This window comes from Nannocystis pusilla (assembly GCF_026626665.1).
Classification (GTDB): Bacteria; Myxococcota_A; Polyangia; order Nannocystales; family Nannocystaceae; genus Nannocystis; species Nannocystis pusilla.
Genome location: NZ_JAPNKE010000002.1, coordinates 1,291,163 through 1,315,761, shown reverse-complemented (window position 1 = coordinate 1,315,761; position 24,599 = coordinate 1,291,163). Strand labels below are relative to the sequence as shown.

Below are 24,599 nucleotides of genomic sequence, written 5' to 3'. Positions count from 1 at the left end.
ATCCGGGCCTCCATCCGTCAGCCGGCGGCGACGACCGCCACGCGTCGACGGAGTCACGGCAGCTGCGGCGGCTGTCGCCGATCGACGGCGTGCGTCGGCGAGACCGACAGGAGGAGGACCCATCCGCGTCGGCGAGCCGAAGATCCGCCCGGGCCAGCAGGGCCCCGCCGGACGGCGCGCCCCGCCTCGATCGAGCAGAACGGCGTCCGCACGGAGGTCCGCCGGTGGCTGCCATGCCGGCGCGCCTGTCCGGTCTGGTACAGTGCGAGCCGCTGTCCGAGAGACAGGAGGATGACATGCCCCACCGCTGCCCCACGTGCCAGGAGCGCGAGCTCGACACCCTGGCCACCCTACCCTATGTCCGCGGGTTTCTCATCGCATATCAGATCGGCACCAAGAAGTTCATCGGCTGCCGTCCTTGCGTGCGCAAGTCGATCTTCAAGGAGGTCGGCCTGTCCGCCGTGGTCGGATGGTTCAGCATCACCGCGCTGATCATCAACCCCTTCTTGCTGGTCTACGGGGTCTTCCGCGGCGCCGTCCTGAGCCCCGATCCGGCGGCCGTCCGCAAGGCGCTCGCGGAGGCCGGGCTCCCGCCCGACGACGCCGGGGTGGACATCGTGCACATCGCATACGGCCTCGCCGCGGCGATGATCGCCGCCGACGGCAAGATCGAGCGCGACGAGGTGAGCGCGGCGATCCGGATCGGCGCCACCCTGTTCGAAGGCTTCGAGGCCGACGCCCTGCTGCGCCTGCTGCAGCGGCCGAAGGACCTCCCGGACCCGGTCGGCCTCGCCGGCGTTCTCGCGCAGGTCCTGGACGAGCCGCAAAAGCTCGCCGTCTACCGCTACCTCGAGGCCATCGCCGGCGCCGACGGCGAGGTCTCTGCCGACGAAGCCGCGCTGCTGCAGTGCGTACATTCCCGCCTCGCCCTCGACCCCCAGCTCGTCGCCGCCTGAATACCCGCAGACCTGGCGTCGCATCGACGCCAGGTCCGCGGGCCGCACGCTCGACGAGTGCGGCCCTTACGGCCTGCGCGGCAGATCGATGTGAAAGGTCGTCCCCTCGCCCGCGGCCGATTGCACGGTCACGCCACCGCCGTGCGCGTCGACGATCTCGCGGACGATGAACAGCCCGAGGCCGATGCTGCGCTCGCGATCGAGGCGCTGCTCGCCGCGGCGAAACGGCTGGAACAGCGAAGAGATCGACTCCGGCGGGATGGGCGGGCCGTCGTTGTGCACGAGCACGCGCACACGCGCCCCGCGGCCGACGCTGCGGACGGTGACCGGCGTACCTGCGAGCCCGTAGCTGAGCGCGTTGCGGACGAGGTTGCCGACCGCCTGGGCGAGCCGATCGGGATCCCAGCGCCCTTCGCCGTCGCCCTCCGGCTGGTGAACGATGACGCGGTCGGGGTGGTTGAGCGCCATCTCGTCGACGACCTGCCGGCAGACCTCGTGGATCTCGACCGGCTGCGGATCGATCGGGAGCCGTCCGCTCGCGCGCACCTGGGTGAAGTCGAGCAGGTCGCGGATCAATCGCGCCGCCCGCTCACCGCTGCGGACGATCCGCTGCACGACGTCGGCGAGCGGCGAGTCGGGCGACAGGCTCTCGGCCATCAACGTGGCCCCGTACAGCATCGCCGACAGCGGGTTGCGCAGGTCGTGGCTGACGATCCCGATCAGCTGTTGCTCGAACTCCGCCTGCCGCCGCTGCTCGGTGACGTCGCGCGCCGTGGCGACCAGCCGCTCCGGCTTGCCGCTCGCGTCGAGCACCGGCGAGACGATGATGTCCCACCACACCGGCGCGCCGTCGAGCTTCGGTCCGGGCCCCACGACCCGACCGACCTTGCCGTCTCGCGCCGTGGCGAGCGCCTCGGCGACCTCCTGGCGATGCGCGCTGCTCCACAGCTCGACCCAGGGGCGGCCGCGGAGCTGGCCGGGCTCGACGACGCCGAGCATGCGCAGTCCCCGGGGCTCACCGACAGCATGCGCCCCTCGAGGTCGAGCACGACGATGCCGTCCTGGCTCGACTCGAGGATCCGCCGGCTGAACTCCTCGCTCGCGCGCAGGGCCTCCTGCGCCGCGCGGGTCGCCAGCTCCGAGGCGCGCAGGCGGAGCGCGTGGCGGACGCTCTGCCCGAGCCGCTGAGGCGTCAGCGCGCCCTTGGCGATGTAGTCGACCGCCCCGTTCTTCATCAGCTCGACCGCCAGCGCGGTGTCCTCGTGCCCGGTGAGCACGATCGCCGGCATGAACACGTCGAGCTCCCGCAGCCCGCGGAGCACCACCAGCCCGTCGTGCCGCGGGAATTGATAGTCGAGCACCACGACCTCGACCGGCGACCGACGCAGGCGGGCGAGCGCGGCGATCGGGTCGTCCTCCTCGACCAGGGTGACCTCGAGGCCGGACTTGGCGAAGGCGCGACGGACCAGCTCGCGGTCGAGCTCGTCGTCGTCGATCACCAGCACGCGCACCGGCTCACCGGGGCGCGGGCTCGAAACGTTCTCCTGCTCGGGGGAGGCGGGGTCACGGCATCTCGACCAGGGTCCAGTACTTGTTGAGCGTCGCCATCACGTCGATGAAGTTGCCGAACGTGACCGGCTTGAGCAGGTAGCCGGCGACGTTGAGCTTGAACGCGTCGATCTTGTCGCGCTCCTCGTTCGAGGTCGTCAGCACGACGACCGACGTGGTCTGCAGCGCCGCGTCGGCGCGGAGGGCCCGCAGGAACTCGATGCCGTTCATCTTCGGCATGTTGATGTCGAGCAGCACCAGCCGGCGCGGTCCCAGCGAGCCGTCGCGCAGCTTCTCGAGCGCCTCGATCCCGTTGTTGGCGACGTGGATCGGGTTGGTCAGCCGGTTGCGCTGGAAGGCGCGCTTGACCGTCAGGACGTCGACCTCGTCGTCATCGACCAGAAGGATGTGCAGCTCGCGGGTATCCATCGGGGCTCGTGTTCGGGGCGGTCGCGGAGGAGGCTGGAAGGTCAGCTTCGGCGCGACCGACAAAGCAAGGCGCGCCGCGACCGCTCTCAGCCGGGGCGCTTGGGCCAGCGCACGACGAACGTCGCGCCCGCGCCGGCTTGCGACTCGAGGGCGACGCTGCCTCCGCGGCTCTCGACGATCTTCTTGACCACCGACAGCCCGATGCCCGCGCCCTCGAACTTGTCGCGCGACTCGAGCGTCTGGAACAGGCCCCAAATCCTTTCGTGGAATTCAGGCGCATTCCCGGCCCATCATCACGGAACGAGAATTCGTACGACTGGCCCGCGTCGCGCCACGAGACTGCGATGTGGACATCGTCGCGGCGCGCGTGCTTCAGGGCGTTGCTGATCAGGTTCTGGAACACCTGCTGGAGCGGGACGCGCTCGGCGGTCAACATCGGCATGCCGGGGGCGATCGTGATCCGGGCGGACGGCGGCGGGCTCAACAGTTCGACCACCTCGGCCAGCAACTGTCCGGTGTCGACGGTGACCGCGTCGACGCGCATGCGGCCGGCGCGCGAGTAATGGAGGATCCCGTCGATCAGCGTCTCGAGCCGGAGCACGCGCCTGCGCAGCAGGTGCATGTGCCGCTGCGACTCCTCGTCGATCTTGTCGGCGAGCGCCTCCTCGATCCACTGCGACAGGCTGGCGATCCCCCGCAGCGGCGCCTTGAGGTCGTGCGAGGCGACGTAGGCGAACTGGTCGAGCTCCTTGTTCGACAGCGCCAGCTCCTCGGAGAGCCGCTCGACGCGATGACGCGCGAGCACCTGCTCGGTGACCTCGAAGGCGACGACCATGGCCCCGGTGACCGCGTCGCTCGGGTCGCGGATCGGCTGCGCGACGTAGTTGAAGTAAGCGTCCCGGATGACGCCGTGGCGCATGACCGGGATGTTGAGCTCGAACACGTGGACGGGTCGACCGGTCGCCATCACGGTGTCGAGCGACGTGATCATGGCGTGCTCGCCGATCTCCGGGAACGCCTCGCGCACGGTCTGGCCGACCAGCTCCGGGCGCCCGAGCATCTCGCAGTACGGCGGGTTGGCGACCACGTAGCGGTGCTCCCGACCGACGAACACGGCGATCGGCACCGGCGCCTGCATGAACAGGTCGTACAGCTTCTCGCGCTCGCGCTCCGCGGCGGCGCGCAGGCGGGCGATCTGCAGGTGAGTGGCGACGCGGGCGACCAGCTCGCGCGCGGAGAACGGCTTGACGAGGTAGTCGTCGGCGCCGGCCTCGAGGCCCTCGACGCGCGACTCCTCGCCTGCGCGCGCCGACAGCATCAGCACCGGGATCCGCCGCGTGCGCGGGTCCTCGCGCAGCGCGCGGAGCAGGCCGAAGCCGTCGAGGTTCGGCATCATGACGTCGGTCAAGACGAGGTCGGGCGGGCGCTCCAGCGCCGCCGCGAGCGCGACGGCGCCGTCGGGGACGGCGTCGACGATCCACCGCTGCTGCAGCACGCGGCCGACGTAGTCGCGCATGTCGGCGTTGTCGTCGGCGAGCAGGATCCGCGCCGGCGGTCCGGCTTCGAGCGCCGGATCGGAGGCGGCCCCCAGCGCGTCCGCGGCGAGGTCGTCGTCGCCTTGCTGCGGGCCGGCCAGCCAGCGCAGCGCCTCCTGCACGTACGGCGCCGCGCCGGTGGCCGACGACACCTGGGTGCGGCGGAGGTTGATCTTTTCCGCGGGCAGGTGCGCGTGGCCGCGTGGGATCGCCACCGTGAACGTCGTGCCGACGCCGACCTCGCTGGTGACGTGGATCGTCCCTTCGTGCAGGCGCACGAGCTCGTGGACCAGCGCGAGCCCGATCCCCGAGCCCTCGTGGGTCCGTGAGCGCGCGCCCTGGACCCGATGAAAGCGCCGGAACAGGTGCGGCAGCTCGTGCTCCGGGATGCCGGTGCCGGTGTCGCGGACGGTCAGCTCGACCTGGTCGCCGCGCAGGCGCAGCGCGACCGCGATCGTGCCCTCGAACGTGAACTTGAGCGCGTTCGACAGCAGGTTGAGCACGATCTTCTCCCACATGTCGTGGTCGACGTGGATCGGCTCGGAGAGCGGCGGACAGTCGACGTCGAAGACGAGACCGGCGCGCTCGACGGCCGAGCGGAACGCGCTCGCCAGGTCGGTCGTCAGGGCCGACAGATCGATCGGCTCGTACGACGCCTGGATCCGCCCGGCCTCGATGCGCGAGAAGTCGAGCAGCACGTTGACGAGCTTGAGCAGGCGGACGGCGTTGCGGTACGCAGTGTCGAGGTCGGCGCCCTCGAGCCGGCGCTTCGCCGCCGAGAGCGCGTCCTCGAGCGGGCCGAGCATCAGCGTCAGCGGCGTGCGAAACTCGTGGCTGACGTTGCTGAAGAAGATCGTCTTGGCGCGATCGAGCTCGGCGAGCGCCTCGGCCCGCCGCCGCTCCTCCTCGTAGGCCTGCGCGTTGGCGATGCTGGCCGCGAGCTGCCCGGCGACCAGCTGCAAGAAGCCGCGGTAGTTGTCGTCGAGCTTGCGGAACGGGCTCAGCCCGACGAGCAAGACCCCGGCGCGACCGGTCTCCCCCGACGGGGCGATCGGCAGGGCGACGGCGTGCGTCGGCGGTCGCGGCCAGGCGCCGGTGGGGATGTCCCCGAGGACAGGCGGTATCTCGATGACGCGCTCGTGCCCGTGCAGCGCCTCGGCGAACGGCCACACCGAGTCCTCGAGCGTCGACACGACCTCCGGCGCGCCGGCGTGGCCGCGCGGGAGCCCGGCTGCCCCCGCCAGCTGCACGCGGCGCCGGTCGGCGTCGGCGATGTAGATCAGCGCGAACGGCAGGTCCTTCGGGTTGGTCTGCAGCGACGCCGCGCCGCGGACGCACACCTCTTCCCACGTGCGCGCCTCGGTCGTGCGGGCGGCCAGCTCGCGCAGCAGGGCGAGCTGGCGCTCACCGATGATCCGCTGCGTGTCGTCGGTGTTGGCGCAGATGATCCCGCCGGTCCCGCCCTGGTCGTTCGGCACCGGGCTGTAGGAGAACGTGTAGTACGTCTCCTCCGGGTAGCCGTAGCGCTCCATGATCAGCAGCAGCGCCTCGTCGTACGTGCCCTCGTTGAGGCGCATCGCCGACGCGGCGCGCGGCCCGACCTGATCCCAGATCTCGCGCCACACGACGGAGGCGGGCTGTCCGAGCGCCTCCGGGTGCTTGCCGCCGACGATCGACTTGTAGGCGTCGTTGTACAGGTTGATGAGCTCGTCGCCCCACCAGACGAACATCGGCTGGAGCGAGGTCAGGATGATTCGCACGCAGGTCTTGAGGCTCTGCGGCCAGGCGTCGACGGGGCCGAGCGGCGTCTTCGCCCAGTCGATCTCCCGCATGCGCGCGCCCATCTCGCCGCCACCGGCGAGCACGTGCAACCTGCCCGAGCGGCCGGCGGAGACATCCGAGTCAAGCACCATGACTCTCCATTACCGCACCGAGGTCCGAAGCCGCGGCACGCCCAAGAATCACGATTCTTGCGGAGACTCACCGGCCAGCGGTGCCCTTCGACCGTGCGAAGGGAATCACCGCCTCGCTCCGAGCGAGGCACGACTGCAGGGCGCAATTTCCGCCATCGCTCTGAGCTCGCCATGGCGGCCCAATCCTCGAACCGGGCGATAAACAGACCCCCGAGACGGCAAACGAGCGCGCCACCGACGAGGCCGCCATGCGCAACCGTGGGCGACGCGCGAGGCCTCCGACGGCCTCTGCAGTGGCATGACGGCCCGCGGTAGCGCGCATCACTCGGCGCATCGCGTCGACAGTGGGTTGCAGCGCGAGCTAAGGGCGAGGAGACGTCGTCCTCGGCCGCGGCCGTCGCGAGTTCCTCCGGGACATCCCGAGCGAGACCGATCCGTGGGGTGACAATCACCAGGGTGCGAGGCAGTCCATTCAGGACGTGTGACTCGATTGCTCGAATCACCGGACCGACGTCGTCCGCCGGTCCTCGTACGACGCTGCATTCGACGTGCAGTCGGCGAGTGGCGCAAACGGTCTCGCCCGGCGCGTCGCGAATGCGCAGCCGACAAGCACGAGGTCGATCGACGCCGTGCGCAGCTACCCGGTCGTGTCGTCGGTGGTCGCCGCCGAGCCCGTGCCCGTCGTCGGCGCCGTCGTGCCCGTAGCGTCCGTCGTCGTCGCGCCCGTCGTCGCCGTGTCCGTCGTCGTCGCGTCCGTCTGGGTCACCTCCGTCCCCTCCGAATCGGTGTCAGGCCCGCCGTATGCGGGCTGGCCGGTGGTACAGGCGGAGACCACGAGAGCGGCGGCCAGCGCGGCCAACGGGCCCGTGCGCTCCGCGCGGGACCGCGACACGCCGCAGTGGGGACAGACCGGATCGGCGGCGCGTACCAGCTCGTCGCATCCGGCGCAGGAGAACAGGTGAGTCTCGGGGACCCAAACCATGCGCGATGGTTCACCCGTTCCGCGGATCGTGTCAACGCGCGCGAGCGCGGGACATCGCCGGTACAGGGCGATCAGACGAGGTCGGGCCTGCCCGAAGCCAGGTCGTTCTTCAGCGCCGACGCGATCGCGCTCTGGAGGGTCCCCTTGGTGACGATGCTGCCCAGGTCGAGCCCGAGACCGACGAGCGTCTGCGCGAGGGACGGCCGGATTCCGGTCAGGATCGTCCGTGCACCGAGCAGCTGCAGCCCCTTGGCCGTGTCGAGCAGCGCGCGCGCCACACGAGTGTCGAGGTCGCGCAAGCCCGTCACGTCGAGGATGACCACCTGGACGTGGGTCGACTGCACGCCTTCGAGCGCGACGGTCATCACCTGATGGATCCGGTCCGCGTCCATCTGGCCCACGAGCGGCATGACCACGATCCGCTCGGTAATCGGGATGAACGGCGTCGACATCGCCTCCATCGTGTCGCGGAGCCGTGCGAGCGTCCGCTCGAACTCGCCGAGGAGCTCCTTGTACGAGGTGACGTCATGGGCCGTGCCGTACACGAGCCGGGTCGACTCGTCCTCGCTCGGGTCCATGTAGGCCGTCCAGGCGAGCCACTTGTAGGTGCCGTCCTTGCATTGATAGCGGTTGTCGAAGCGGATGGTCATCTTGCCCTCGAACAGGGCCGCGGCCTCGGCGACCGTCGCCGGGCGGTCGTCGGGATGGACGAACTCGATGAACGGCCTCGCCGTCATCTCCTCGGGGCTCCAGCCGAGGAGCCGCTCCCACGACGGATTGGCGTGGCGGAAATACCCGTTCGAGTCCAGGGTGACGAGGAGGCCCACCGAGACCCGGAACAACTTCTCGTAGACCTTGGCGTCCTGCAGCCGGGGCTCGAGCTGCGCCAGCTGCTCCCGCTCGCGCGTCACGTCGATCGCCGTCGCATGGATGAGCTGCTCCGACGGCTCGTCCCCCTCGTCCACCCGCGCGGCCCAGCCGAGCCACCTGTACGAGCCGTCCTTGCACAGGTAGCGGTTGTCGAACCGCTCGACCGGGTTGCCCTGGAGAAGATTGGCCACCTCGGCGAGCGTGGCCTCGCGGTCGCTCGGATGGACGAACTCGATGAACGGCTTGCTCCTCAGCTCGTCGAGGGACCAGCCGAGGATCCGCTCCCATGTCGGATTCAGGGCGCGGAAGTGGCCGCTCGCGTCCACCGTGGCCAAAAGTCCTGCCGAGGACTGGAACATCTTCTCGTAACTCAGCACCTGGTCCTCCCTTGCGCGACCGCGATTGCGAGCTCTCGCCGCGGGGGGCCGCCTGTCGACGAATCCCCGTACTCATATGTGGAGAGACTCCCGTGCCATGACGCAGGAGCGTCACAGCGCCTGCCTCATGGCAAGGTCGGCCCTCCGATCATCGGAGTCGGTTGTCCACGAGACCCGCCTGTATGTCAAGATCACCCGACGGCGCTGCGGCCGCGGCGCGGTGTACGAGTTCGCCGCCGATCGGAGCCACCGCCCGCCCACTGTGCCAGCCCGCGAGGCCGCGAGCAGGTTCGCGCCCGCGCGAACTACGATCGCGTCTGCGATGGCTTACTGGGATCGGCGGCGTGACGCGAATCGAAGCTATCGGTCGACCCCCTGTCGAATCGATTCGTGGGAGACTCAGGTCGCCGATCCGCCGCGGACGAAAAGCAGGTACGCCCGCAATCGGTCACGCGATTCGCTGCAGCTCGCCGACCCGATCATCCTCCCGACTATGGATGCCCGGATCGCGCTCGTGCGAGACGATCCAAGTCGCCACCGTCTTCGCCGCGCCCCACGACGTGCAGATTGACGCGTGTTCCGTCGAGGTGAAGGCCATCGCCCATTGGGTGCGCCACAACGGGCTCTCGGGCATGTCTGGTACAGCCACGTGGAGCCGCTCTCGTTCCCGGGGCGGTCGCACAGCGAGGGCGAACGCGCCGCCGAATCGAAGCAGTTCTCGCTCCCCGCAGACGGCCCGTGCCCGTTCATCGGGCTGCATAGCCCGATCGTTCGGGTCGTACGCGCGCATCGAGCACTCCGAGAAGAAAGGTGGAGCGCGAGCGAGGCGAAGTATCGACGCGCATCGACGTGAAGGATCGACGGCCGAGCCCGCTTCCTACGGCCTTCAGCCCGCATCTGGGGTCGGCAGCCCCGACCGTTCGTGCCCGTGCTGGCCCCGCCCCACATTCGCCGAGCACCTCCCGGACCCGCGACGGCCACTGCCGGCCTGCGCATTCGCCGAGCACCCGGCCAAGCGCACACCGGCCCTGCGAGGGGCCGAGCGCGCGCGCCGTCTCGGGGGCCGGCGCCTTCGCAGAAGATTTGGCTCGCAGCGGGCCGCCACGCGCTCCGAGACGTGTCGCCCCGCGGGGCGACCTGCACCGGGTCGTGGTCGGCGCGGGAGATTGTGGATACAGGTCACCTCTGGTATGGTGCTGCTGTCATAGGGGTCGTGCTGACCCCGTCCTTGCCTCTGGGCAAGGGTGCTTCGGACATGTTCCACGGGACAGGGCCATTTCGCATGGGCCCTGAATTCCCGCTGGAGGAGGAATGTGCATGCTTCGTACCGCTGGAGTCGTCTCGTCGATCGTCTCGTGTTTCCTGCTGTCGGCCTGCTACGAAGGAGGTGGTGCAGCGGGAGATGATGTCGCCACGGCGGAGCGCATCGTCACCGCCGAGGATCTCGAGGGGCTCGGAGCGGCAGGCGTGCTCGAGCTCGACCTGGGGGTGGAGGCGGTGCGGTTCTCGTTCGCGGCCGGGCCGATCGACTTCTCCAGGGTCGTCGTGGTCGGTGAGGACGGGCGCCGCTCGCTGCTGCAGGACCTGCTGGCGCGCCGCGGCGAGGCATGGGGCGTGATCCCGGCGCGGCTCGAGCTGGGTGACAGCTTCCTGGTCGACGCCGAGATGGTCGCCGACGCGGCGAAGAGGCGGCCGACCACGCTGATGGTGACGCAGGGGGCGGCGCTGTCGCGGCTGCCGCGGATCGATCAGGTCGTGACGGCGGGCGACGGGGTGCCGTCGCTGGTCGCGGGCGACCTCGGGTTCCTGCCGAAAGGCGAGCCGCGGGCGGCGGCGCAGACGTTCCTGCAGGATGTCGCGCCGGTGTTCCGCATGCACGCGGCGACCGACCTCGAGCCGCTGCGCGTGAAGAGCGACGACCTTGGCCAGGTCCACGTGAAGTTCCAGCAGTACCTGCACGACCTGCCGGTCGTCGGCGGCGAGCTGACGGTTCACGCCGACGGGGTCAGCGGGCGCGTACACGCGGTGAGCGGGCGGTTCATCGCCGGCGAGGACCTGGCGAGCGAGCCGGAGGTCGAGGGCGAGGCGGCGCTGGCGAAGGTGCTGAGCGGGCTCCCGGCCGACGCGGCCAGCACCGACGCACCCGACCTCGTCTATGTGGTCACCGAGGACTCGGTGGCGCTCGCGTGGATGGCCGAGGTGACCTACACCAGCGCCGACGGGCCCGAGCGCGACTTCGTGTTCGCCGACGCCCGGACCGGCGAGCTCGTGACGCGCCACCCGCAGCACCACCGGGCGCTGGTGCGCAAGGTCTACGACGCCAAGAAGGGCGAGAGCCTGCCCGGCTCCGAGATCGCCAATCCGGGCAGCTCGGCCGACCTCTCGGCCAAGGACGCCTTCACCTACGCGGGCACGACCTACAACTTCTACAAGGATCGGTTCGGCCGCGACTCGTTCAACGGCGCCGGCGCGACGATCCACTCGTCGGTGCACTTCAGCGTCGGCTACGACAACGCGTTCTGGAACGGCCAGCAGATGGTCTACGGCGACGGCAGCGGGCAGTACTTCTCGTCGCTCGCGCGCGACCTCGACATCGTCGCCCACGAGCTGACCCACGCGGTCACCCAGTACGAGGCGAACCTCGTCTACCAGAACCAGTCCGGCGCGCTCAACGAGGCCTTCTCCGACGTCATGGCGGCCTCGGTGCAGGCCCACGTGGCCGGCGGCGTGGTCTCGGCGGCCACGTGGAAGCTGGCCGAGGCGTCGTGGACGCCGACCACCTCCGGCGACGCGATGCGCTACATGGACGACCCGATCAAGGACGGGCAGTCGTACGACTATTGGCCGACCCGCTACCAGGGCAGTCAGGACAACGGCGGCGTGCACCTGAACTCGGGCATCGCCAACCTGGCGTTCAAGCTGCTGGTCACCGGCGGGGTCCACCCGCGCGGCAAGACGGCCAACAACGTCACGGGGATCGGGATCACCAAGGCGAGCAAGATCTTCTACGACGCCCTGGTGACCTATCTGCAGTCCACCGCGACCTTCCAGGACGCCCGCAACGCGACGGCCCAGGCGGCCACGGCGATCCACGGGGCCGCCTCGGCGGAGGTCGCTGCGGTCCACGCGGCGTGGACGGCCGTCGGCGTGCCTGGCGATCCGGGCAGCGGCGGTGGCGGTGGCGGCGGCGGGAGCTGCACGGGCACGCAATACCAGGGCACCCTGTCCGGCGCGGGGGCCCAGCAGGCCCAGCCGAACGGCTCGTACTATCAGACGACCGCGACCAAGACGCACAAGGCCTGCCTGACCGGGCCGAACGGGACGGACTTCGACCTGTACCTCCTCAAGTGGAACGGCAGCGCGTGGGCCCAGGTCGCCAAGTCCGAGACCGCGACGTCGAGCGAGTCGATCTCCTACGTCGGCACCGCGGGCTACTACACGTATACGGTAGCGTCGTACTCCGGCGCCGGAAACTACACGCTGACCGCAGGGGTGCAGTGATCGCGTGATCCACCGGGCGCGATGAAGATAATCTGACGAATCACTGCCCCCGTACGCCGGTACGCTCGTCGACGACGCAGGGAGACACCCGTCCCCTGCGTCGTCCACCTCGCGCCGGCGTCCGGCGTCATCATCAGGCCGGGCCGGCCTGGCGCGTGCCTGGGCCGGTCGTCGCTGCTCCTGCGGCCTCGCGCGGAAGTCCTGCTCGTCGCCTTGGCTCCGTGGCCGCGCCCATGCGAAGCAGGACGTGCAGAGCGACGTGGCGAGCGCCGAGAAGCATGCGACTCGACGGCGCCGTCACCGCGCGGCGAGCTCCACGGGACTGGGTCGTCGGAGCATGCGGAAAGATATCGTCGAACCTGGGGCGGCAGCAGAGGGTGCTCGCGTGATGCGCGGCCCGGTCGCGCGACGGTCGGCGAGCGAACGGCTTGACCGCCGGTGGCCCTTGCGCTCCTACTCGTCTCCGTGACCAGCAAGCGCGTGCCCGGCGGGGTGGTGCACAAACTCCCTGAAGACCTGCGTGAGGCGCTGATCGCAAGCTCCACGGCGCTTGCTGCCTGGAGGGACATCACCCCCCTGGCACGCAACGAGTTCATCTGCTGGGTCGAGGACGCGAAGCAAGCGGAGACGCGAGAGCGCCGCATTCGCAGGACTCGAGAGGAGCTGGAAGAGGGCCAGCGCCGGCCCTGCTGCTGGCCTGGGTGCAAGCACCGCGAGCGAACGGGTGGGTGAGCCTCCGCCCTCGGAGGCATCGCATGGCCTTCAAGACATGTTCATACGAGCATGCGCAGGCTGGCCGCGGCACGCGCGGCCCTGTTGTCATTGTCGATGCAAGCATGTCTTTCAGGACATCTTCCATCCAGCGTGCGCTCGTCGACCCGGCACCGCCGCGAGCGGCCTCTGCCGTCATTCACCGGCGACCTCGCGCGTGCGCGTGCGCGCCCGTGCCGACGCCTGCGGGCGGCGAGGTGGCCGGTCCCCGAGAGCGCTCACGTCGGGCGTCCGCGGCCGCGACGGGGCCGCAAAGCCCGTTCGCGAGGCGTTGCGCGATTGTGCGGGCATGGGCGCTCGCCCGGCTTGCGGTAGCCTGCGAGGCGGTCGAGATCGGCGCCGCGCCGCGTCTCGACGAGTCGCGTCAGGAGATTCGATGATGGTCCGGTTCGATCGGTGCGCTGCTTCCGTGCTGCTCCTCCTCGCCGCGGTCCTGGTCGGCGCCTCGCCGGCGTCCGCGGGCAAGCCCATCAAGCCCGGCGTCCACCCCCCGAAGGAGGGCGGCGCGCTGGAGCCGAGCGTCACGCCGACGACGCCCTCCCCGGCGCCGAGCGCCACGCCGACGACGCCCGCGCCGGCGCCCGCGGGCAAGGTCCACAAGCCCGGCGTCCACGCGCCGAAACAGGGCGGCGCGCTGGAACCAGGCGTGACGCCGACGGCGCCGACGACCTCGCCGACGACGGCGCCGACGATGACGCCCGCAGGCCATGTCATCAAGCCCCGGTCAACATCCCGACGGGCGGCGTGTTCCAGCCGACGCCGCCGCCGCCTCCGCCCGAGGTGAAGGGTTGGCCGCACTCGATCCTCACCGCCGCCGCGACCAACTGCGCGCGCAACCCTTTGCCGCACGAGGTCATCGTCTACCGCGACCCAAACTTCACCGGCCAGTGCGCCGTGCTGGTCGCGGGCTTCTATCCCTACGCGGCCAACTTGGTGGTCGGTAACGACGCCATCAGCGCGATCAAGGTCGGCAGCGCGGTGCGGGCCCGGATCTTCAAGGACCCGGTGTTCGCCGGCGACTGGAACGCCTACGCGCCCGGGACGATGGCCGGGGGCATCGGCGGCTTCAACGACAAGATCACGTCGATCCGGGTCGAGCCGGCCAACCGCTCGCAGCTGTGCGACGATCTGCGCGAGGGGAGATCGCGCTGTTCGAGAACCCCCACGGCACCGGCGACTGCGTGGTGCTGCCCGGCGACGAGTCGTACGCGAACGCGGAGAGCATGGGCATCGAGAACGACAGCATCTCGTCGATGCGCAACAACAGCGCGCGCCGGCTGCTCACCTTCTGGCACCCCTCGTTCTCCCAGGGGAGCCTCCAGCTGCCGCCGCACTCGAAGGTCGACTCGCTGCCCACGGACGGTTTCATGACCACGGGCATCAACGACAACATCTCGAGCATCCAGATGGCGCAGTAGTCGTCGGCGTCGAGCGCGGCAGCGCGTCCGAGGTCCGGGCGAACCGTCGCGTCACCGCCGATCGACGAGCGGCCCGCGCACCACCGCGTGGACCCAGACCGAGAGCCGTCAGCTCGGGCCCGTGGCGGAGGAGCGACGGCTCCTCGATCGCTTCGGCGTCACTGCTCGTCGAAGGCCCGGCGCGCGCCGCTGCCGTCGAGCACGCTGGCGAAGTCGGCCAGGACCAGCGGAGGACGCGGGGCCGGGGCGGCCTCGTCGCTGGCGCGGCCGAGGTGGATCCACCCGAACATCTCCTCCTCGGCGCTCAGGCCGAGGACGCGGGTCAGCGCCGCGCCGCGGGTGAACGGCACGCTCTTCCAGTTGGCGCCGACGCCGAGCGCGTGGGCGGCGAGGACCACCGCATAGCCGGCGCAGGCGGCGGTCGCGTGCTGCTCCCAGCGCTCGATCTTGTCGTTGCGCGGCGAGGCGATCACGGCGACGAGCGTCGGCGAGCGGAACGCCTTGGCGCGGATCTTCTCGAGCCCTGCCGCCGGCATCCCCGGGCGGTGTTCGGCCGCAGTCTCGGCCAGAGCGTCGCCGAAGGCCGCCCGCCCTTCCCCCTCCGCCACCACGAAGCGGAACGGCCGCAGCGAGCCGTGGTCGGGCACCGTACCCGCGGCCGCGAGGATGCGCGCGAGCTCGGCGCGGCTCGGGCCCGGTTCCTTCAACACGGGGGCGCTGCGGCGGGCGAGCATGAGGTCGAGCAGGCGTGCGTCCGTCATGCCGTAGCTGTCTCGCGGCCCGCCCGCGCCGTCAAGCCGGAGCGAGGCGAGTCGCCGCTTCGGCGTGGACCGCGGGCTCGCCGGCGCTGTAGCTTGGCCGGGAGCGAGCCCATGTACGGATCTCTGAAGACGGCCCACGGAAGTTTCCGGGCAGAAGATGGCGAGACCTGCTTCGTCCAGACGGACGAGCGCCCGGCCTCCGAGATCGCGCAAGACCTCGACTACTCGACGCTGTTCGCGCTGGTCCGGACGCTGAACCCGCTGCGCATGAAGCCGGAGGGTCGGCCCCGGCTCCACTACGTCTTCGCCGAGGTGCCGCCGGATCCGGTACAAGAGGCCGTCGCTTCGGCGGGCGGGTATCTGATCCACAAGTCGAGCCTCATCCCCCACGACGGCCTGCGCGCGCCCGAGGACATCGCCGACCTCGCCCTATCCCGGATCGCGCAAAGAGTCGCGGCCGAACGCAACCTGGAATTCACGGGCGACCACCTGTTGCAGCTCGAGACGGAGCTGGCTCGTCCCCCGCTCACCGACGACCCGGCCTACTGGCGGGCCGTGTTCGACCTCGGCGCCTTCGCCGGTGAGGCTCTGCGGAAGGTCGCCGGTGGGCGATGGATCCGCTGCGACCAGGCCGGCGTCGTCCCCTTCGCCTTCGCATCCCGTTTCCGCTCCGAGCCCGCCCAGCTCTACGTCCTGGCCAAGGCGATGAAGTTCTTCGCCAACGGCCCGGAGGACAGCCTGACCGGCTTCGTCGACCTGGCGGCGCCGCCGAGCCCGAAGACGAGCCTCTGGTCGCGGATCTTCGGCTAGCCGGACTCCCTCGCCACTCGGGTCCATGCCATCCAGCGAGCAGCGGGTGTTGCGCCCAAGGGCCCTCCCATGAGCCGACACACCGCCTCGACGCTCGCCGCGCAGGCCGGTGTGCCCCCGCTGGCCTTGCAGAAGCTAGCCCGTCACAGCACGCTCGAAACGACGATGCGCAACTGCGTCCACATCCACGATATGGAGATGGCTGCCCTCGCGGTGGCCGCCCTCGACCCGACGCCTGCCGGCCCGTTTGGCGACGGACTGGCAACGTAGGCAATGGACCGGGAATTCCCATGACCACGCAGGACAAAGGCAAGATCCACGTCTTCACTTTCAAGGACGGCCTGCTCGCGCGGCTCGCCCACGATCTCCGGCTGTCGCTGGGTCGCTTCGAGATCCGCCGCGATGGCACCGCGCTCAGCGGTCGCTTCTGGCCGGCCACCTTGAGGGTCGACGGCGTCGTCGGCAAGGACGGGCGCGTCGACGTCGACGGCCTCGGCGCCGGCGACAAGGCCAAGATCCAGCGCAACATCACCGACGAGATCCTGCTGACCGCGCAGCACCCGGAGGTCAGCTTCACCGGCGCGCTCACCCCCGGCGGCGTCCTGGATGGCCGATTGGTCATGCTCGGAAGGACAGCCCCGGTGCGCGCCCCGGTCCGCGTCGAGGGCGACCGCCTGCGCGCCGACTTCACGCTCGTGCCCTCGCAATGGGGCATCGCACCGTACAAGGCGCTGGCCGGCGCGATCAAGCTGCAGGACCGCATCGTCGTCTCCCTCGACTTGCCCGCCGATCCCACCGCCGGCGGCGAGACCACGCCCGACCCCTGCACCTGGGCAGCCCCCTGACCGCGCGACCGCGCTCGGTCTCCGCGCCGACCCGCGCGGCCGCGCATCTCCGGCCGCGCGCCCCGCAGGCCGCGAGCGCGCCCGGCCTGCCGGACATGCCCGAAAGGACATGCCCGTAGGGCCATGAAAAAGAGGACATGCTCGCACGAGCATGTCCCCTCGGACATCTGCGAAACTACCGCCTCACTTCACGCGGGCCTGGCGGGCCGCCTCGCTGATCTTGCGCTGCTCCTCGGCGTCGATCACCCCGTCGCGCAGGGCCTCGTCGACCGCGCTGCGGACCGCAGCTGCGGCCCGCGAGGTGTCGGCCTTGCGGCGGCCTTTCTCGGCCTGCCGCTCGGCCCGCTCGCGCGCCCGCTCGGCCCGCTCGCGCGCCCGCTCACCCTGCTCGCGCGCCCGATCGCCCTGCTCACGCGCCCGGTCCGCCCGCTCGCGCGCCCGGTCCGCCTGCTCGCGCGCCCTCTCGACGCCGCGGAGCGACGCCTGGACCCCGCGCTGCACGTCGGCCGCGATCTTGTCGAAGTCGATGCTCTCCAGCTCGCGCTCGATCTGCTCGTCGAGGCCCTCGAGCTGGGCTTCGACCTGGGCCGCGATCGCCTCGGCCTGCGCCGCGATCGCCTCCTCGTCGATGTCCGGCACGTGGAACACGTGCGGGTGGACCGCCACGTGCGGCACGGCGATCGGCCGGACCATCACGTCGTGATCGTCGTCGTCGCAGTCGTCGTGGTCGTGCGCGACCACGACCTTGAAGCTCGGCGGCGTCGGCGGCGTCGGCGGCGTCGGCGGCGTCGGCGGCGTCGGCGGCGTCATGTGCGACACCGGCACGTACACCGCGTGGGTCGCCGGCACCGCGTACAGCCCGCTCTTGGCGCGCAGCTTGGCCGCCTTGCGGGCGTGCCGCTCGGCCCGGCGCAGCAAGCGTTTCTGCTTGCGGGTCAGATCCTGCGCATGCTCGACGACGATGATCTCGTGCCCGTGCACCGCGTGGTCGTGCGGCGTCCGCACGGCCACGATCGGCGTCTCGGGCACGTGGACGAACGACAGCGTCGGCTGCGGCGCCGGCCCGTTGTCGGGCAACGTCGGCCACTCCGGCCCACCTTGCGCCTCGGCCGCGATCGACAGCCCGGGCGCGCCGAACGTCACCATCGCCAGCAGCGCTGCGCCGAGCGCCACCCGCCAGCGCCGCGCCCACAGCCCGCGGTCGCGCAGCTGCACGTCGAGCAGCCGCTTCACCCGGCGCACCAGCTGCGAGGCGTGGCCCGCCATCGGGCTGGCGAACGCCGACATGTCCCGATGACCAGGCCACGCCGCGACCTCGGCCAGGCAACGCGCCAGGTGCACCTCCGAGCCGGTGTGACGGACCGCCCAGTCGTCGCACAGCTCCTCCGCCGCCTCCTGCATCCCGCGGCGGGCCACCCGATTGAGCGGCTGAAAGAACAGCAGCGACTCGACGAACGCCGCCAGCACCTGCCACGCCGGATCGCGGCGCAGCACGTGGGCCAGCTCGTGGGCCAGCATCGCCTCCTGCTGCCGCGGCGCCAGCTCACGCACCTGCTCCGGCACCACGATCTCGCGGCCGGTGAGGGCGACCGGCGAGCTGATGTCCGTCGACTCGCTCAGCGTGACGCTGTGGCCGGGCAGCCGCGCGTGGGCCAGCAGCCGCGTCAGCCGCTCGCGCAGCGAGCCCGAGCCGAGCAGGCGACGACCGCGGAGCCCGCGGCGCAGGCGAGAGAACGTCATCCCCAGCCGGCCGAGCGAGGCCGCGGCGCCGAACACGAACAGCCCCGCGAACGCCCACACCGCCGCGCTCACGCCCCCGACCGGACCCGCGGTCGCGATCTGCATCGGCGCGGCCGCGGTCGTCGGCGCGGCCATCGGCGCCGGCGTCGGCGCGACCGCCCAGCCCGGCGCGTCGACGAACAGCGGCGGCGAGGCGAACACTGCCGTGAAGTCGTCGTCGCGGACGACCACCACGTGCGACTCGCAACCGACGCACGCGCGGGTGAACGGCACCAGCAGCGTCGCCGGCTCCTCCTCGACCACCGGCGGCGGCGCCGGAGCCGTCGTCGGCGCGCCCAGGTCAGGGCTGCTGGCCGCCACGGTGACGCGGCCGAACATCGGTTCGACGCCGAGCCCCGTCTGCAGCGTCGCCGTGAACAGCCCGCCGACCAGCGATGTCTTCCACAGCAAGCTGCGGGTCAGCGCGTCGAGCGGCAGGAAGCGGCTGAACATCCACACGCCGCCGATGAGCACCGTCGAGTGGACAAAGTAGGTGCCGAGCCAGCTCACCGTCGTGTGAGCGGCAGGCGCCGCGAGACCGGCGAGGCCGGCAGGATCGATCGCAAGATCAAACATCGTCGTGTTCCTCAGCTCCGCCGGATCGTTCGGCCACTAGTTGTTGCAGGCGCGCGACGTCGTCCGGTTCGACGCAGCGGCCTTCGACGAGGTGGCTGACCAGCGCCGCCACGTCCCCGCCGAAGAAGTAATCGGTGAGCCTGCCCAGCATCGAGCGCCTCACGTCCCCCTCGCACACGAGCGCCCGGTAGATGAACTGCCGGCCCTCCGTGCGGTGCGCGAGGGTCCCCTTCTTCTCCAATCGCGACAGCATCGTCGACACCGTCGTCGGCGCGAGCCCCGGTCTTGCTCGACCAGAGCCGCATGCACCTCGAGCGCCGTCGCCTCCCCGCGGTCCCACAAGATCCGCAGCAGGCCGAGCTGCAGATCGCTGAGCTGGAGTACCTCACCCATGAACGACAAGCGTAGTACTACAGGTGTAGTAAGCCGTCAAGCGAGAATTTCCGGCCCCCGGCGGCCTTCCAGAGCAGGCGCGCGATATCGATCCGACCTGCACTTTCGTACATGTCAGCGGCCGATTGCGCATTTCGCGCCAGGCGTCGCACGGCCTCCTTTAATGGGCTCGCCCGGACCCGACGTGCTCTCTCAGACATGTACGATAAGACATGTCTCATTCGACATTACCATATGGACATTTCTCGATGGACATGTCACGAGGCTCGCTCGGGCGCGCCGCAGCACCTCTCCTCGTCCGAGCCGACAGCGCGTGGCTCTCTCACCGATATGCATCCGCGCCATCGCACGAGCGACGGCGTGATACCTCGCCGAGCGCGGGCAGACAGTCCCCGGGCGCCGCTCACGAACGCGCCGCTGCCCCCGGTGCGCGAAGGTGAGGGTCACCGGCCGGGCGCACACGAGACCTGTGGCATTTCGCATCACCGAGGCGCCCGACCGATTGGTTTCACCGTCGCCCGCGCCCCCGCGTGCGGACGCGACGGGCCCTGCTCGCCCCCGGCGTGATCCGCTGCTGCGCCTCTCGCAGCTACTCCGGCGTGGCGCGGCGACGCGGCCGGCTTCGGGCCCGCGAATCGCAGCACCCCGTAGGATTATCATGTCAGCACGAATCTTCGTCTCTACCTTTGCGATGCTCCTCTTCACCGGCGCCTGCGGCGACGACGGCGACGGCCCCGGGGACACCACCGCCGCGACTGCGGACGGGCCGACCACCGACGACACCGCCGCGACCACCGACGAGTCGCCGACCAGCGCCAGCGAGGCCACCACCGGGGCCATTCCCACCACCAGCGTCAGCGACGGCGAGATCACCACCGACGCGACCACCGACGCGACCACCGACGCGACCACCGACGCGACCACCGGCGGTCCGTCGACCGACACCGGCGCGACCACCGACGCCGACACCACCACCGGCGGCCTCGATCCCGACGCCCTGAACGCCTGCCAGGCCTACTGCGAGCGCTGGGGCGAGTGCGGCTTCCAGCCGGACCTCGCCGGCTGCATCGACGGCTGCAGCGACAATCAGTGGGGACTCGCCGGCGAATGCAAGCAGGCTAACCTCGCCGTCCTCGCCTGCTTCACCGGCTTGAGCTGCGACGACCTGCTGGCGTCCGTCGACGAGAACAGCGCGATGTGCAGCGAGCAGAAGGCCGCGGTCACCGACGCCTGCGCCGGGGACGAGTGCGCCCAGAGCGTGATCGGCGGCGGCGACGAGTGCGAGGTCCAGCTCGAGTGCCCCGACGGGCCGGTGCAGCGGATGGTCTGCGACGCTCAGACCTGCACCTGCCTCGAGGACGGCGTGACCGTCGGCGAGTGCGCGGCCGAGGGCGTCTGCGACGCGGGCGACGCCATCGTCGACAAGGCAGCGACCTGCTGCGGCTTCTGAGGGCCGGCCGCTCGCCCGGCGCGTCCTCGCGCCGGGCCGCGACTTGAGCCCGCGCGCGACCTCGCGTCACACTGCCGCCATGCCCACCGCCGAGGCTGGCGTCCGCCACCCGCGTGTCCCTCGATCGCTCCGCCTCGCAGCCGCGCTGCTGCTCGCCGGTTGTCCGGCGAACGGCGCCGGCGCCACCGACAATCCTCCGCTCACGTCCTCCGGCACCACCGCCGCCGATCCATCCACCACGTTCGCTACCACCGAGGTCGCCACGACGACGACCACCACCACCACCGGCGAGCCCATCTCCACCTCGACCACCGGCGACGAACCGAACCCCACGACCACGGGCACCACCGCCGCCGGCACCACCGGGGCCATTCCGCCGCCGGAGGTCGCCCTGACGCTCATCACCGACGACAACCGCGCCTACGTCGAGATGCACGGCGGTTGGGGACCGCACCTGCGCGGCCTCATGCGCGCGCCCGACGACAGCCTGTGGTTTCACGTCGACGCCGGCGAGGACGTGTACCACAACCGCACGATCCGCTACTTCCGCCGCGGCGCCGGCGAGCCCGCGTGGAGCCTCGTCGCCGAACAACCGCACACCGAGGGGATCCAGCAGAACGCCGCCAGCGTGCTGGTCGGCTCGACGATCCTCACCTACGGCGTCAACATCCAGCAGCACTTCCTCGAGGAGTGCTACCTCGACACCGCCGATCCGTCGGTGCACGCCTGCAACGCGGTGCTCGTCAGCGGCCAGGTCTACACCACCCCGCCCGCCTCGAATACGTCGGCGCCGCGGTGCTCGGCCCCGGCGCCCGCGTCGCGTGGTTTACCGTCGTCGGCGAGGGCGGCGGCCCCGGTCGCTGGGTCTACACCTACAACTTCGGCGGCGGCTGGAACGGCCCGGTCGAGGTCGACCTCGGCGGCGCCAACGACCTCGGCTACGTCCACGCCATGGCCACGCCCGGCGGCCAGCTGGCGCTGGTCGGCCAGACCTTCACCGGCCAGTACCCTGACGGCACCTACGCCGCGGTGGTCGCCGACGTCACCTTGGGACAGGTCCCGACGTTTATGTCCCTCGAGCCACCCGACCCCGCCGCGCAGGTCCGCAGCGGCGCCGACCTGTTTTACGACGGCGCCGGCGACACCCACGTGCTCGCCTACTTCGACGGCGTCGTCGCCTACTATCACCGCCCCGCCGGCGCCGGCTGGGCCGGGCACACCGCCCCGCTGCACGTGTTCCCGGACACCTACCGCGCTCGCTTCCTCCGGCCCGCAGACGACCGCCTGTGGCTCGTCCGCGGCAGCGCCAGCGGCCAGGGCGTCCAGATGCTGCGAGCGCCGACCCGACGCGGCGGGCCGGTCGACTGGGCGAGCGCCGAGATCGTCGACGTCACCAGCCCCGGCCCCGGCTTCGCCGCCCCGTCCGCGATCTACGTCGAATCCCCGACCTACCAGCCCGCCCCGGCCGGCGCGCTCGAGTTCGCCGTGTGCGGCCAGTACCAGGTCGGCGACCGCTCGATCTGGCACGGCCGCCGCGAGTGACATATCCCCGCGGACATCCCCGTCCGCGCGCTCCGAATCATTCGAGTGACATGTTCCCGCGGACATCTCCGGCCCGCGCTCCGAATCATCCGAGCGCGTTCGTGCCAGGCGGGTGAGGAACAGCGCGCCTCGCAGCGAGGCGGACCTCGCGTCCTGAGGGGAGGTGGCGACCTCGCCGTGGCAATCCGACCCCGGCCTGCGAGTGCGCCCTGGTGCCCCACCCGCGAGGCCGCCAGCGCGCGCCGATGGGGCCACCCTGCCGGTCTCCGTCCCGCTCCCAGCACGCCGCCACCGGGCGTCTGCACGCGACCGCCGGTCCGCCCTTGAACACCCTGCGCCGTCGATCCAGGCTTGAGCAGCCCTGTCGGGCCCCACTTCATGCGAACTCGAAGCCTGTCCGCCGTATTCGCCGTATCGACCCTCTTCCTCTCCGCGTGCGGCGATCGCCCGCTCGAGGACCAGCCCGAGGATGGTTGCGCGCTCGACCAGCCGTCCCTCCTCGTGCCTCTCCCCGCCGGTTGGGATCCGGACGAGCCGTCCTCCGGCGTCAATATGTGGGTCACCGAGAATCACCTGCTCTACTCCTTCGATCAGGCGGGGAAAAAAGGCCGGTTCGACCTCGTCCCGCTCTGCGGCGGCGCCCCCGAGTTCGTCGCCGAGAAGAGCCCCTCGTTCACCTCCTATTCGGTGATCAATCCGAGCAAGGCCCGGTGCTCTATCGATTCGGGGATAACACGCTGGACGTGATCGATCGCCTCGAGGTCCCCGGCCGCGACGAGGTCCGGCGAGCCGGTGAATTCGCCCCGCCCCAGGCGAGCGAGGGCTCCCTGATGTCGGTGTCGTTCCGCGGCGGTGACTTCGGCATGATGTACGGATTCACCGTCACCGCCAGAGATCCGGACCCCGTGGTGGTCGACGGGGTGGCGGGGCTCGGCGGCGGGCGCTCGCGCTACTACTTCCACAGCGGCGAACCCGACACGCCGACCGTGCTCATCGGCGACGACATCGTCCGTTACTACCAGGCCGAGAACCTCGCCTTCATGCTCGGCGACGACGGCAGCGTCGACACCTTCGACCGCGAGACCGGCGAGGCCGCGCACGTCCTCGACGGCGCCCGCTACATCGAATCGGTGTGGACCGCGGACGGCCACCTCCACCTGCTCTACCAGGTCATGGGCGACGACACGTCCGAGCCCGTGCGCATCCGCGACCTCGAGACCGGCGAGGAGCGCGAGGTCACCGTCAACGACTTCGCGGCCGAATCCTGGGGCCGCGGTCCGACGACCGGCGCCGGCCTTTGGCGCGTGGCGGCCGGCCCGGACACCACGGTGTTCGCGCTCCGTGGCCTCGACTCTCGCTTCGTCGAGGCCTACCGCCTCGACACCCTCGAGCCCCTCGCGATCCCGGACCACGTCGGCACCTCGACCTTCATTCAGGGGAGTTACCCCGGATTCGCGCTCGTCGTGCCCGATCCCGAGGACCACGTGATCGCCGTGTGGAACGCGCTGACTGGCGCGATGGTCGAGGTCTACCGCGGCCCCGAGCCGGACTGGCGGTTCCGCCTGAGCCACGACAGCGGTCGCGTGCACTACGAGCGCCCGAACGCCGACGGCAGCATGCGGCGAATCGCCGTCGATCTGGCCTCGGGCGAGGCCACCACCGTCATCCCGCGCCTGGGCGACGAGTGGCTCGTCCTGGAGGACGGCCGCCTCCTCTCGCGCCTCGACATCAGCGACGACGAGATCGAGCACGAGTTCGAGTATGCGCTGGTCGACCCCGACACCGGTGATTACGAGCTCCTGGTCGAAAGGACAGGCGAGGCGGCGCTCGTCGAGGGCGTCGGGCTCCTGTACCTCGACCTCGAGGCGTCCAGGCCGGGCATCTGGACCCTCCCGTTCCCGCCGCGCTGATCCGTGCGGCGAGGCAGGCGGCGCACGCGACGTGCCGACCCGTCTTCGCACCATCCTCTCGAGCGCGACCGCGTCCGGCTCTCGTCGCCGTCACCGACGACGCGTCCCGGCGCGCTCGCGGTCTCGCGCACGGGAAGCGCCGATGCTTCCCCGCGCACTTCCCCGACCCATGTCTCACCAGCGCCCGCAAACCCCTGCCGGGGCCCTCCACGGGCCTTGCGAGCGCTCTCGCG

23 protein-coding genes and 1 pseudogene are annotated in these 24,599 nt (G+C 70.9%); 14 read left to right on the top strand and 10 right to left on the bottom strand.

What is annotated here, in order from left to right; genetic code table 11:
* The first annotated feature begins 296 nt into the window (after positions 1-296).
* Positions 297-956, top strand: coding sequence for a tellurite resistance TerB family protein (locus tag OV079_RS05840; RefSeq protein ID WP_267766723.1), 660 nt, complete (start codon positions 297-299; stop codon positions 954-956).
* A 66-nt stretch (positions 957-1,022) separates the two neighbouring features.
* Here OV079_RS05840 and OV079_RS05835 read toward each other — a convergent pair whose 3' ends face one another.
* The 4 genes and pseudogenes from OV079_RS05835 to OV079_RS60585 all read right to left on the bottom strand — a co-directional run bounded on the left by OV079_RS05835 (position 1,023) and on the right by OV079_RS60585 (position 6,381).
* Positions 1,023-1,955 carry a sensor histidine kinase gene (locus OV079_RS05835; RefSeq protein WP_267766721.1) on the bottom strand — a complete coding sequence of 311 codons (933 nt, stop codon included), beginning with the start codon at positions 1,953-1,955 and terminating at the stop codon, positions 1,023-1,025.
* Positions 1,956-1,975: 20 nt separating this feature from the next.
* Positions 1,976-2,455: pseudogene (locus OV079_RS05830) on the bottom strand (response regulator); the annotation flags it as partial.
* A 64-nt stretch (positions 2,456-2,519) separates the two neighbouring features.
* Entirely contained in the window at positions 2,520-2,933 is a 414-nt protein-coding gene (locus OV079_RS05825) for a response regulator (protein WP_267766719.1), read from the bottom strand.
* Positions 2,896-6,381, bottom strand: coding sequence for an ATP-binding protein (locus tag OV079_RS60585; protein ID WP_276602611.1), 3,486 nt, complete (start codon positions 6,379-6,381; stop codon positions 2,896-2,898). Before OV079_RS60585 ends, OV079_RS05825 begins: the two co-directional genes overlap by 38 nt.
* Before the next feature lie 548 nt (positions 6,382-6,929).
* Here OV079_RS60585 and OV079_RS05810 point away from each other — a divergent pair.
* Positions 6,930-7,343, top strand: a complete 414-nt coding sequence (locus tag OV079_RS05810; RefSeq protein ID WP_267766718.1) for a hypothetical protein — start codon at positions 6,930-6,932, stop codon at positions 7,341-7,343.
* A gap of 91 nt (positions 7,344-7,434) precedes the next feature.
* Here the strand turns inward: OV079_RS05810 and OV079_RS05805 are convergent, their stop codons facing one another.
* A complete protein-coding gene (locus OV079_RS05805) occupies positions 7,435-8,610 on the bottom strand; it encodes a PAS domain S-box protein (protein WP_267766717.1) in 1,176 nt (391 codons plus the stop codon).
* A 448-nt stretch (positions 8,611-9,058) separates the two neighbouring features.
* Positions 9,059-9,244 carry a hypothetical protein gene (locus tag OV079_RS05800; RefSeq protein ID WP_267766716.1) on the bottom strand — a complete coding sequence of 62 codons (186 nt, stop codon included), beginning with the start codon at positions 9,242-9,244 and terminating at the stop codon, positions 9,059-9,061.
* A 683-nt stretch (positions 9,245-9,927) separates the two neighbouring features.
* On the opposite strand from OV079_RS05800, the gene OV079_RS05795 reads away from it, so the two are divergent.
* From OV079_RS05795 to OV079_RS05780, 4 genes are all read left to right on the top strand, one after another.
* Positions 9,928-12,111, top strand: a complete 2,184-nt coding sequence (locus OV079_RS05795; RefSeq protein ID WP_267766715.1) for a M4 family metallopeptidase — start codon at positions 9,928-9,930, stop codon at positions 12,109-12,111.
* 465 nt (positions 12,112-12,576) lie between these two features.
* The gene (locus OV079_RS05790; RefSeq protein ID WP_267766714.1) at positions 12,577-12,843 is read left to right on the top strand and encodes a YdeI/OmpD-associated family protein; all 267 of its coding nucleotides are present in this window, start codon (positions 12,577-12,579) and stop codon (positions 12,841-12,843) included.
* Between the two features lie 448 nt (positions 12,844-13,291).
* Positions 13,292-13,666, top strand: coding sequence for a hypothetical protein (locus OV079_RS05785; protein ID WP_267766713.1), 375 nt, complete (start codon positions 13,292-13,294; stop codon positions 13,664-13,666).
* Between the two features lie 334 nt (positions 13,667-14,000).
* On the top strand, positions 14,001-14,300 hold the full coding sequence (locus OV079_RS05780) for a hypothetical protein (RefSeq protein ID WP_267766712.1): 300 nt from the start codon (positions 14,001-14,003) through the stop codon (positions 14,298-14,300).
* A gap of 158 nt (positions 14,301-14,458) precedes the next feature.
* Here OV079_RS05780 and OV079_RS05775 read toward each other — a convergent pair whose 3' ends face one another.
* Positions 14,459-15,061, bottom strand: coding sequence for a nitroreductase family protein (locus tag OV079_RS05775; RefSeq protein ID WP_267766711.1), 603 nt, complete (start codon positions 15,059-15,061; stop codon positions 14,459-14,461).
* Between the two features lie 111 nt (positions 15,062-15,172).
* Between OV079_RS05775 and OV079_RS05770 the strand changes: the two genes are divergently transcribed.
* The 3 genes from OV079_RS05770 to OV079_RS05760 all read left to right on the top strand — a co-directional run bounded on the left by OV079_RS05770 (position 15,173) and on the right by OV079_RS05760 (position 16,716).
* A complete protein-coding gene (locus OV079_RS05770) occupies positions 15,173-15,871 on the top strand; it encodes a hypothetical protein (RefSeq protein ID WP_267766710.1) in 699 nt (232 codons plus the stop codon).
* A 69-nt stretch (positions 15,872-15,940) separates the two neighbouring features.
* Positions 15,941-16,141: a hypothetical protein gene (locus OV079_RS05765; protein ID WP_267766709.1), complete on the top strand. Its 201-nt coding sequence runs from the start codon at positions 15,941-15,943 to the stop codon at positions 16,139-16,141.
* Positions 16,142-16,161: 20 nt separating this feature from the next.
* On the top strand, positions 16,162-16,716 hold the full coding sequence (locus OV079_RS05760; protein WP_267766707.1) for a YceI family protein: 555 nt from the start codon (positions 16,162-16,164) through the stop codon (positions 16,714-16,716).
* Positions 16,717-16,899: 183 nt separating this feature from the next.
* Here the strand turns inward: OV079_RS05760 and OV079_RS05755 are convergent, their stop codons facing one another.
* Positions 16,900-19,071 (bottom strand): M56 family metallopeptidase, encoded by a 2,172-nt coding sequence (locus tag OV079_RS05755; RefSeq protein WP_267766706.1) that lies wholly within the window; start codon positions 19,069-19,071, stop codon positions 16,900-16,902.
* Entirely contained in the window at positions 19,064-19,324 is a 261-nt protein-coding gene (locus OV079_RS05750; protein ID WP_420829505.1) for a BlaI/MecI/CopY family transcriptional regulator, read from the bottom strand. Before OV079_RS05750 ends, OV079_RS05755 begins: the two co-directional genes overlap by 8 nt.
* Positions 19,325-19,356: 32 nt before the next feature.
* Between OV079_RS05750 and OV079_RS05745 the strand changes: the two genes are divergently transcribed.
* Positions 19,357-19,479 carry a hypothetical protein gene (locus OV079_RS05745; protein ID WP_267778871.1) on the top strand — a complete coding sequence of 41 codons (123 nt, stop codon included), beginning with the start codon at positions 19,357-19,359 and terminating at the stop codon, positions 19,477-19,479.
* 643 nt (positions 19,480-20,122) lie between these two features.
* Positions 20,123-20,914, top strand: a complete 792-nt coding sequence (locus OV079_RS05740) for a hypothetical protein (RefSeq protein WP_267766704.1) — start codon at positions 20,123-20,125, stop codon at positions 20,912-20,914.
* A gap of 66 nt (positions 20,915-20,980) precedes the next feature.
* Here OV079_RS05740 and OV079_RS05735 read toward each other — a convergent pair whose 3' ends face one another.
* On the bottom strand, positions 20,981-21,316 hold the full coding sequence (locus tag OV079_RS05735) for a hypothetical protein (protein ID WP_267766703.1): 336 nt from the start codon (positions 21,314-21,316) through the stop codon (positions 20,981-20,983).
* A gap of 393 nt (positions 21,317-21,709) precedes the next feature.
* On the opposite strand from OV079_RS05735, the gene OV079_RS05730 reads away from it, so the two are divergent.
* The 3 genes from OV079_RS05730 (at position 21,710) to OV079_RS05720 (ending at position 24,366) form a co-directional block, all read left to right on the top strand.
* Complete coding sequence (locus OV079_RS05730; RefSeq protein WP_267766702.1) at positions 21,710-22,456, top strand: hypothetical protein; 747 nt, start codon at positions 21,710-21,712, stop codon at positions 22,454-22,456.
* A gap of 378 nt (positions 22,457-22,834) precedes the next feature.
* On the top strand, positions 22,835-23,203 hold the full coding sequence (locus OV079_RS05725; protein ID WP_267766700.1) for a hypothetical protein: 369 nt from the start codon (positions 22,835-22,837) through the stop codon (positions 23,201-23,203).
* Positions 23,200-24,366: a WD40 repeat domain-containing protein gene (locus OV079_RS05720; protein WP_267766699.1), complete on the top strand. Its 1,167-nt coding sequence runs from the start codon at positions 23,200-23,202 to the stop codon at positions 24,364-24,366. The genes OV079_RS05725 and OV079_RS05720 overlap by 4 nt, the downstream gene beginning before the upstream one ends.
* Positions 24,367-24,599 lie beyond the last annotated feature (233 nt).

What these genes read in the sequence shown, in the direction of transcription:
- OV079_RS05840 (WP_267766723.1), top strand. Translation starts at nt 297, where the DNA reads ATGCCCCACCGCTGCCCCACGTGCCAGGAGCGCGAGCTCGACACCCTG.
- OV079_RS05835 (WP_267766721.1), bottom strand. Translation starts at nt 1,955, where the DNA reads ATGCTCGGCGTCGTCGAGCCCGGCCAGCTCCGCGGCCGCCCCTGGGTC.
- OV079_RS05825 (WP_267766719.1), bottom strand. Translation starts at nt 2,933, where the DNA reads ATGGATACCCGCGAGCTGCACATCCTTCTGGTCGATGACGACGAGGTC.
- OV079_RS60585 (WP_276602611.1), bottom strand. Translation starts at nt 6,381, where the DNA reads ATGGTGCTTGACTCGGATGTCTCCGCCGGCCGCTCGGGCAGGTTGCAC.
- OV079_RS05800 (WP_267766716.1), bottom strand. Translation starts at nt 9,244, where the DNA reads ATGCCCGAGAGCCCGTTGTGGCGCACCCAATGGGCGATGGCCTTCACC.
- OV079_RS05795 (WP_267766715.1), top strand. Translation starts at nt 9,928, where the DNA reads ATGCTTCGTACCGCTGGAGTCGTCTCGTCGATCGTCTCGTGTTTCCTG.
- OV079_RS05775 (WP_267766711.1), bottom strand. Translation starts at nt 15,061, where the DNA reads ATGACGGACGCACGCCTGCTCGACCTCATGCTCGCCCGCCGCAGCGCC.
- OV079_RS05770 (WP_267766710.1), top strand. Translation starts at nt 15,173, where the DNA reads ATGTACGGATCTCTGAAGACGGCCCACGGAAGTTTCCGGGCAGAAGAT.
- OV079_RS05765 (WP_267766709.1), top strand. Translation starts at nt 15,941, where the DNA reads ATGAGCCGACACACCGCCTCGACGCTCGCCGCGCAGGCCGGTGTGCCC.
- OV079_RS05760 (WP_267766707.1), top strand. Translation starts at nt 16,162, where the DNA reads ATGACCACGCAGGACAAAGGCAAGATCCACGTCTTCACTTTCAAGGAC.
- OV079_RS05755 (WP_267766706.1), bottom strand. Translation starts at nt 19,071, where the DNA reads ATGTTTGATCTTGCGATCGATCCTGCCGGCCTCGCCGGTCTCGCGGCG.
- OV079_RS05750 (WP_420829505.1), bottom strand. Translation starts at nt 19,324, where the DNA reads ATGCTGTCGCGATTGGAGAAGAAGGGGACCCTCGCGCACCGCACGGAG.
- OV079_RS05740 (WP_267766704.1), top strand. Translation starts at nt 20,123, where the DNA reads ATGTCAGCACGAATCTTCGTCTCTACCTTTGCGATGCTCCTCTTCACC.
- OV079_RS05735 (WP_267766703.1), bottom strand. Translation starts at nt 21,316, where the DNA reads ATGAGCGTCAGGGCGACCTCCGGCGGCGGAATGGCCCCGGTGGTGCCG.
- OV079_RS05725 (WP_267766700.1), top strand. Translation starts at nt 22,835, where the DNA reads ATGCGAACTCGAAGCCTGTCCGCCGTATTCGCCGTATCGACCCTCTTC.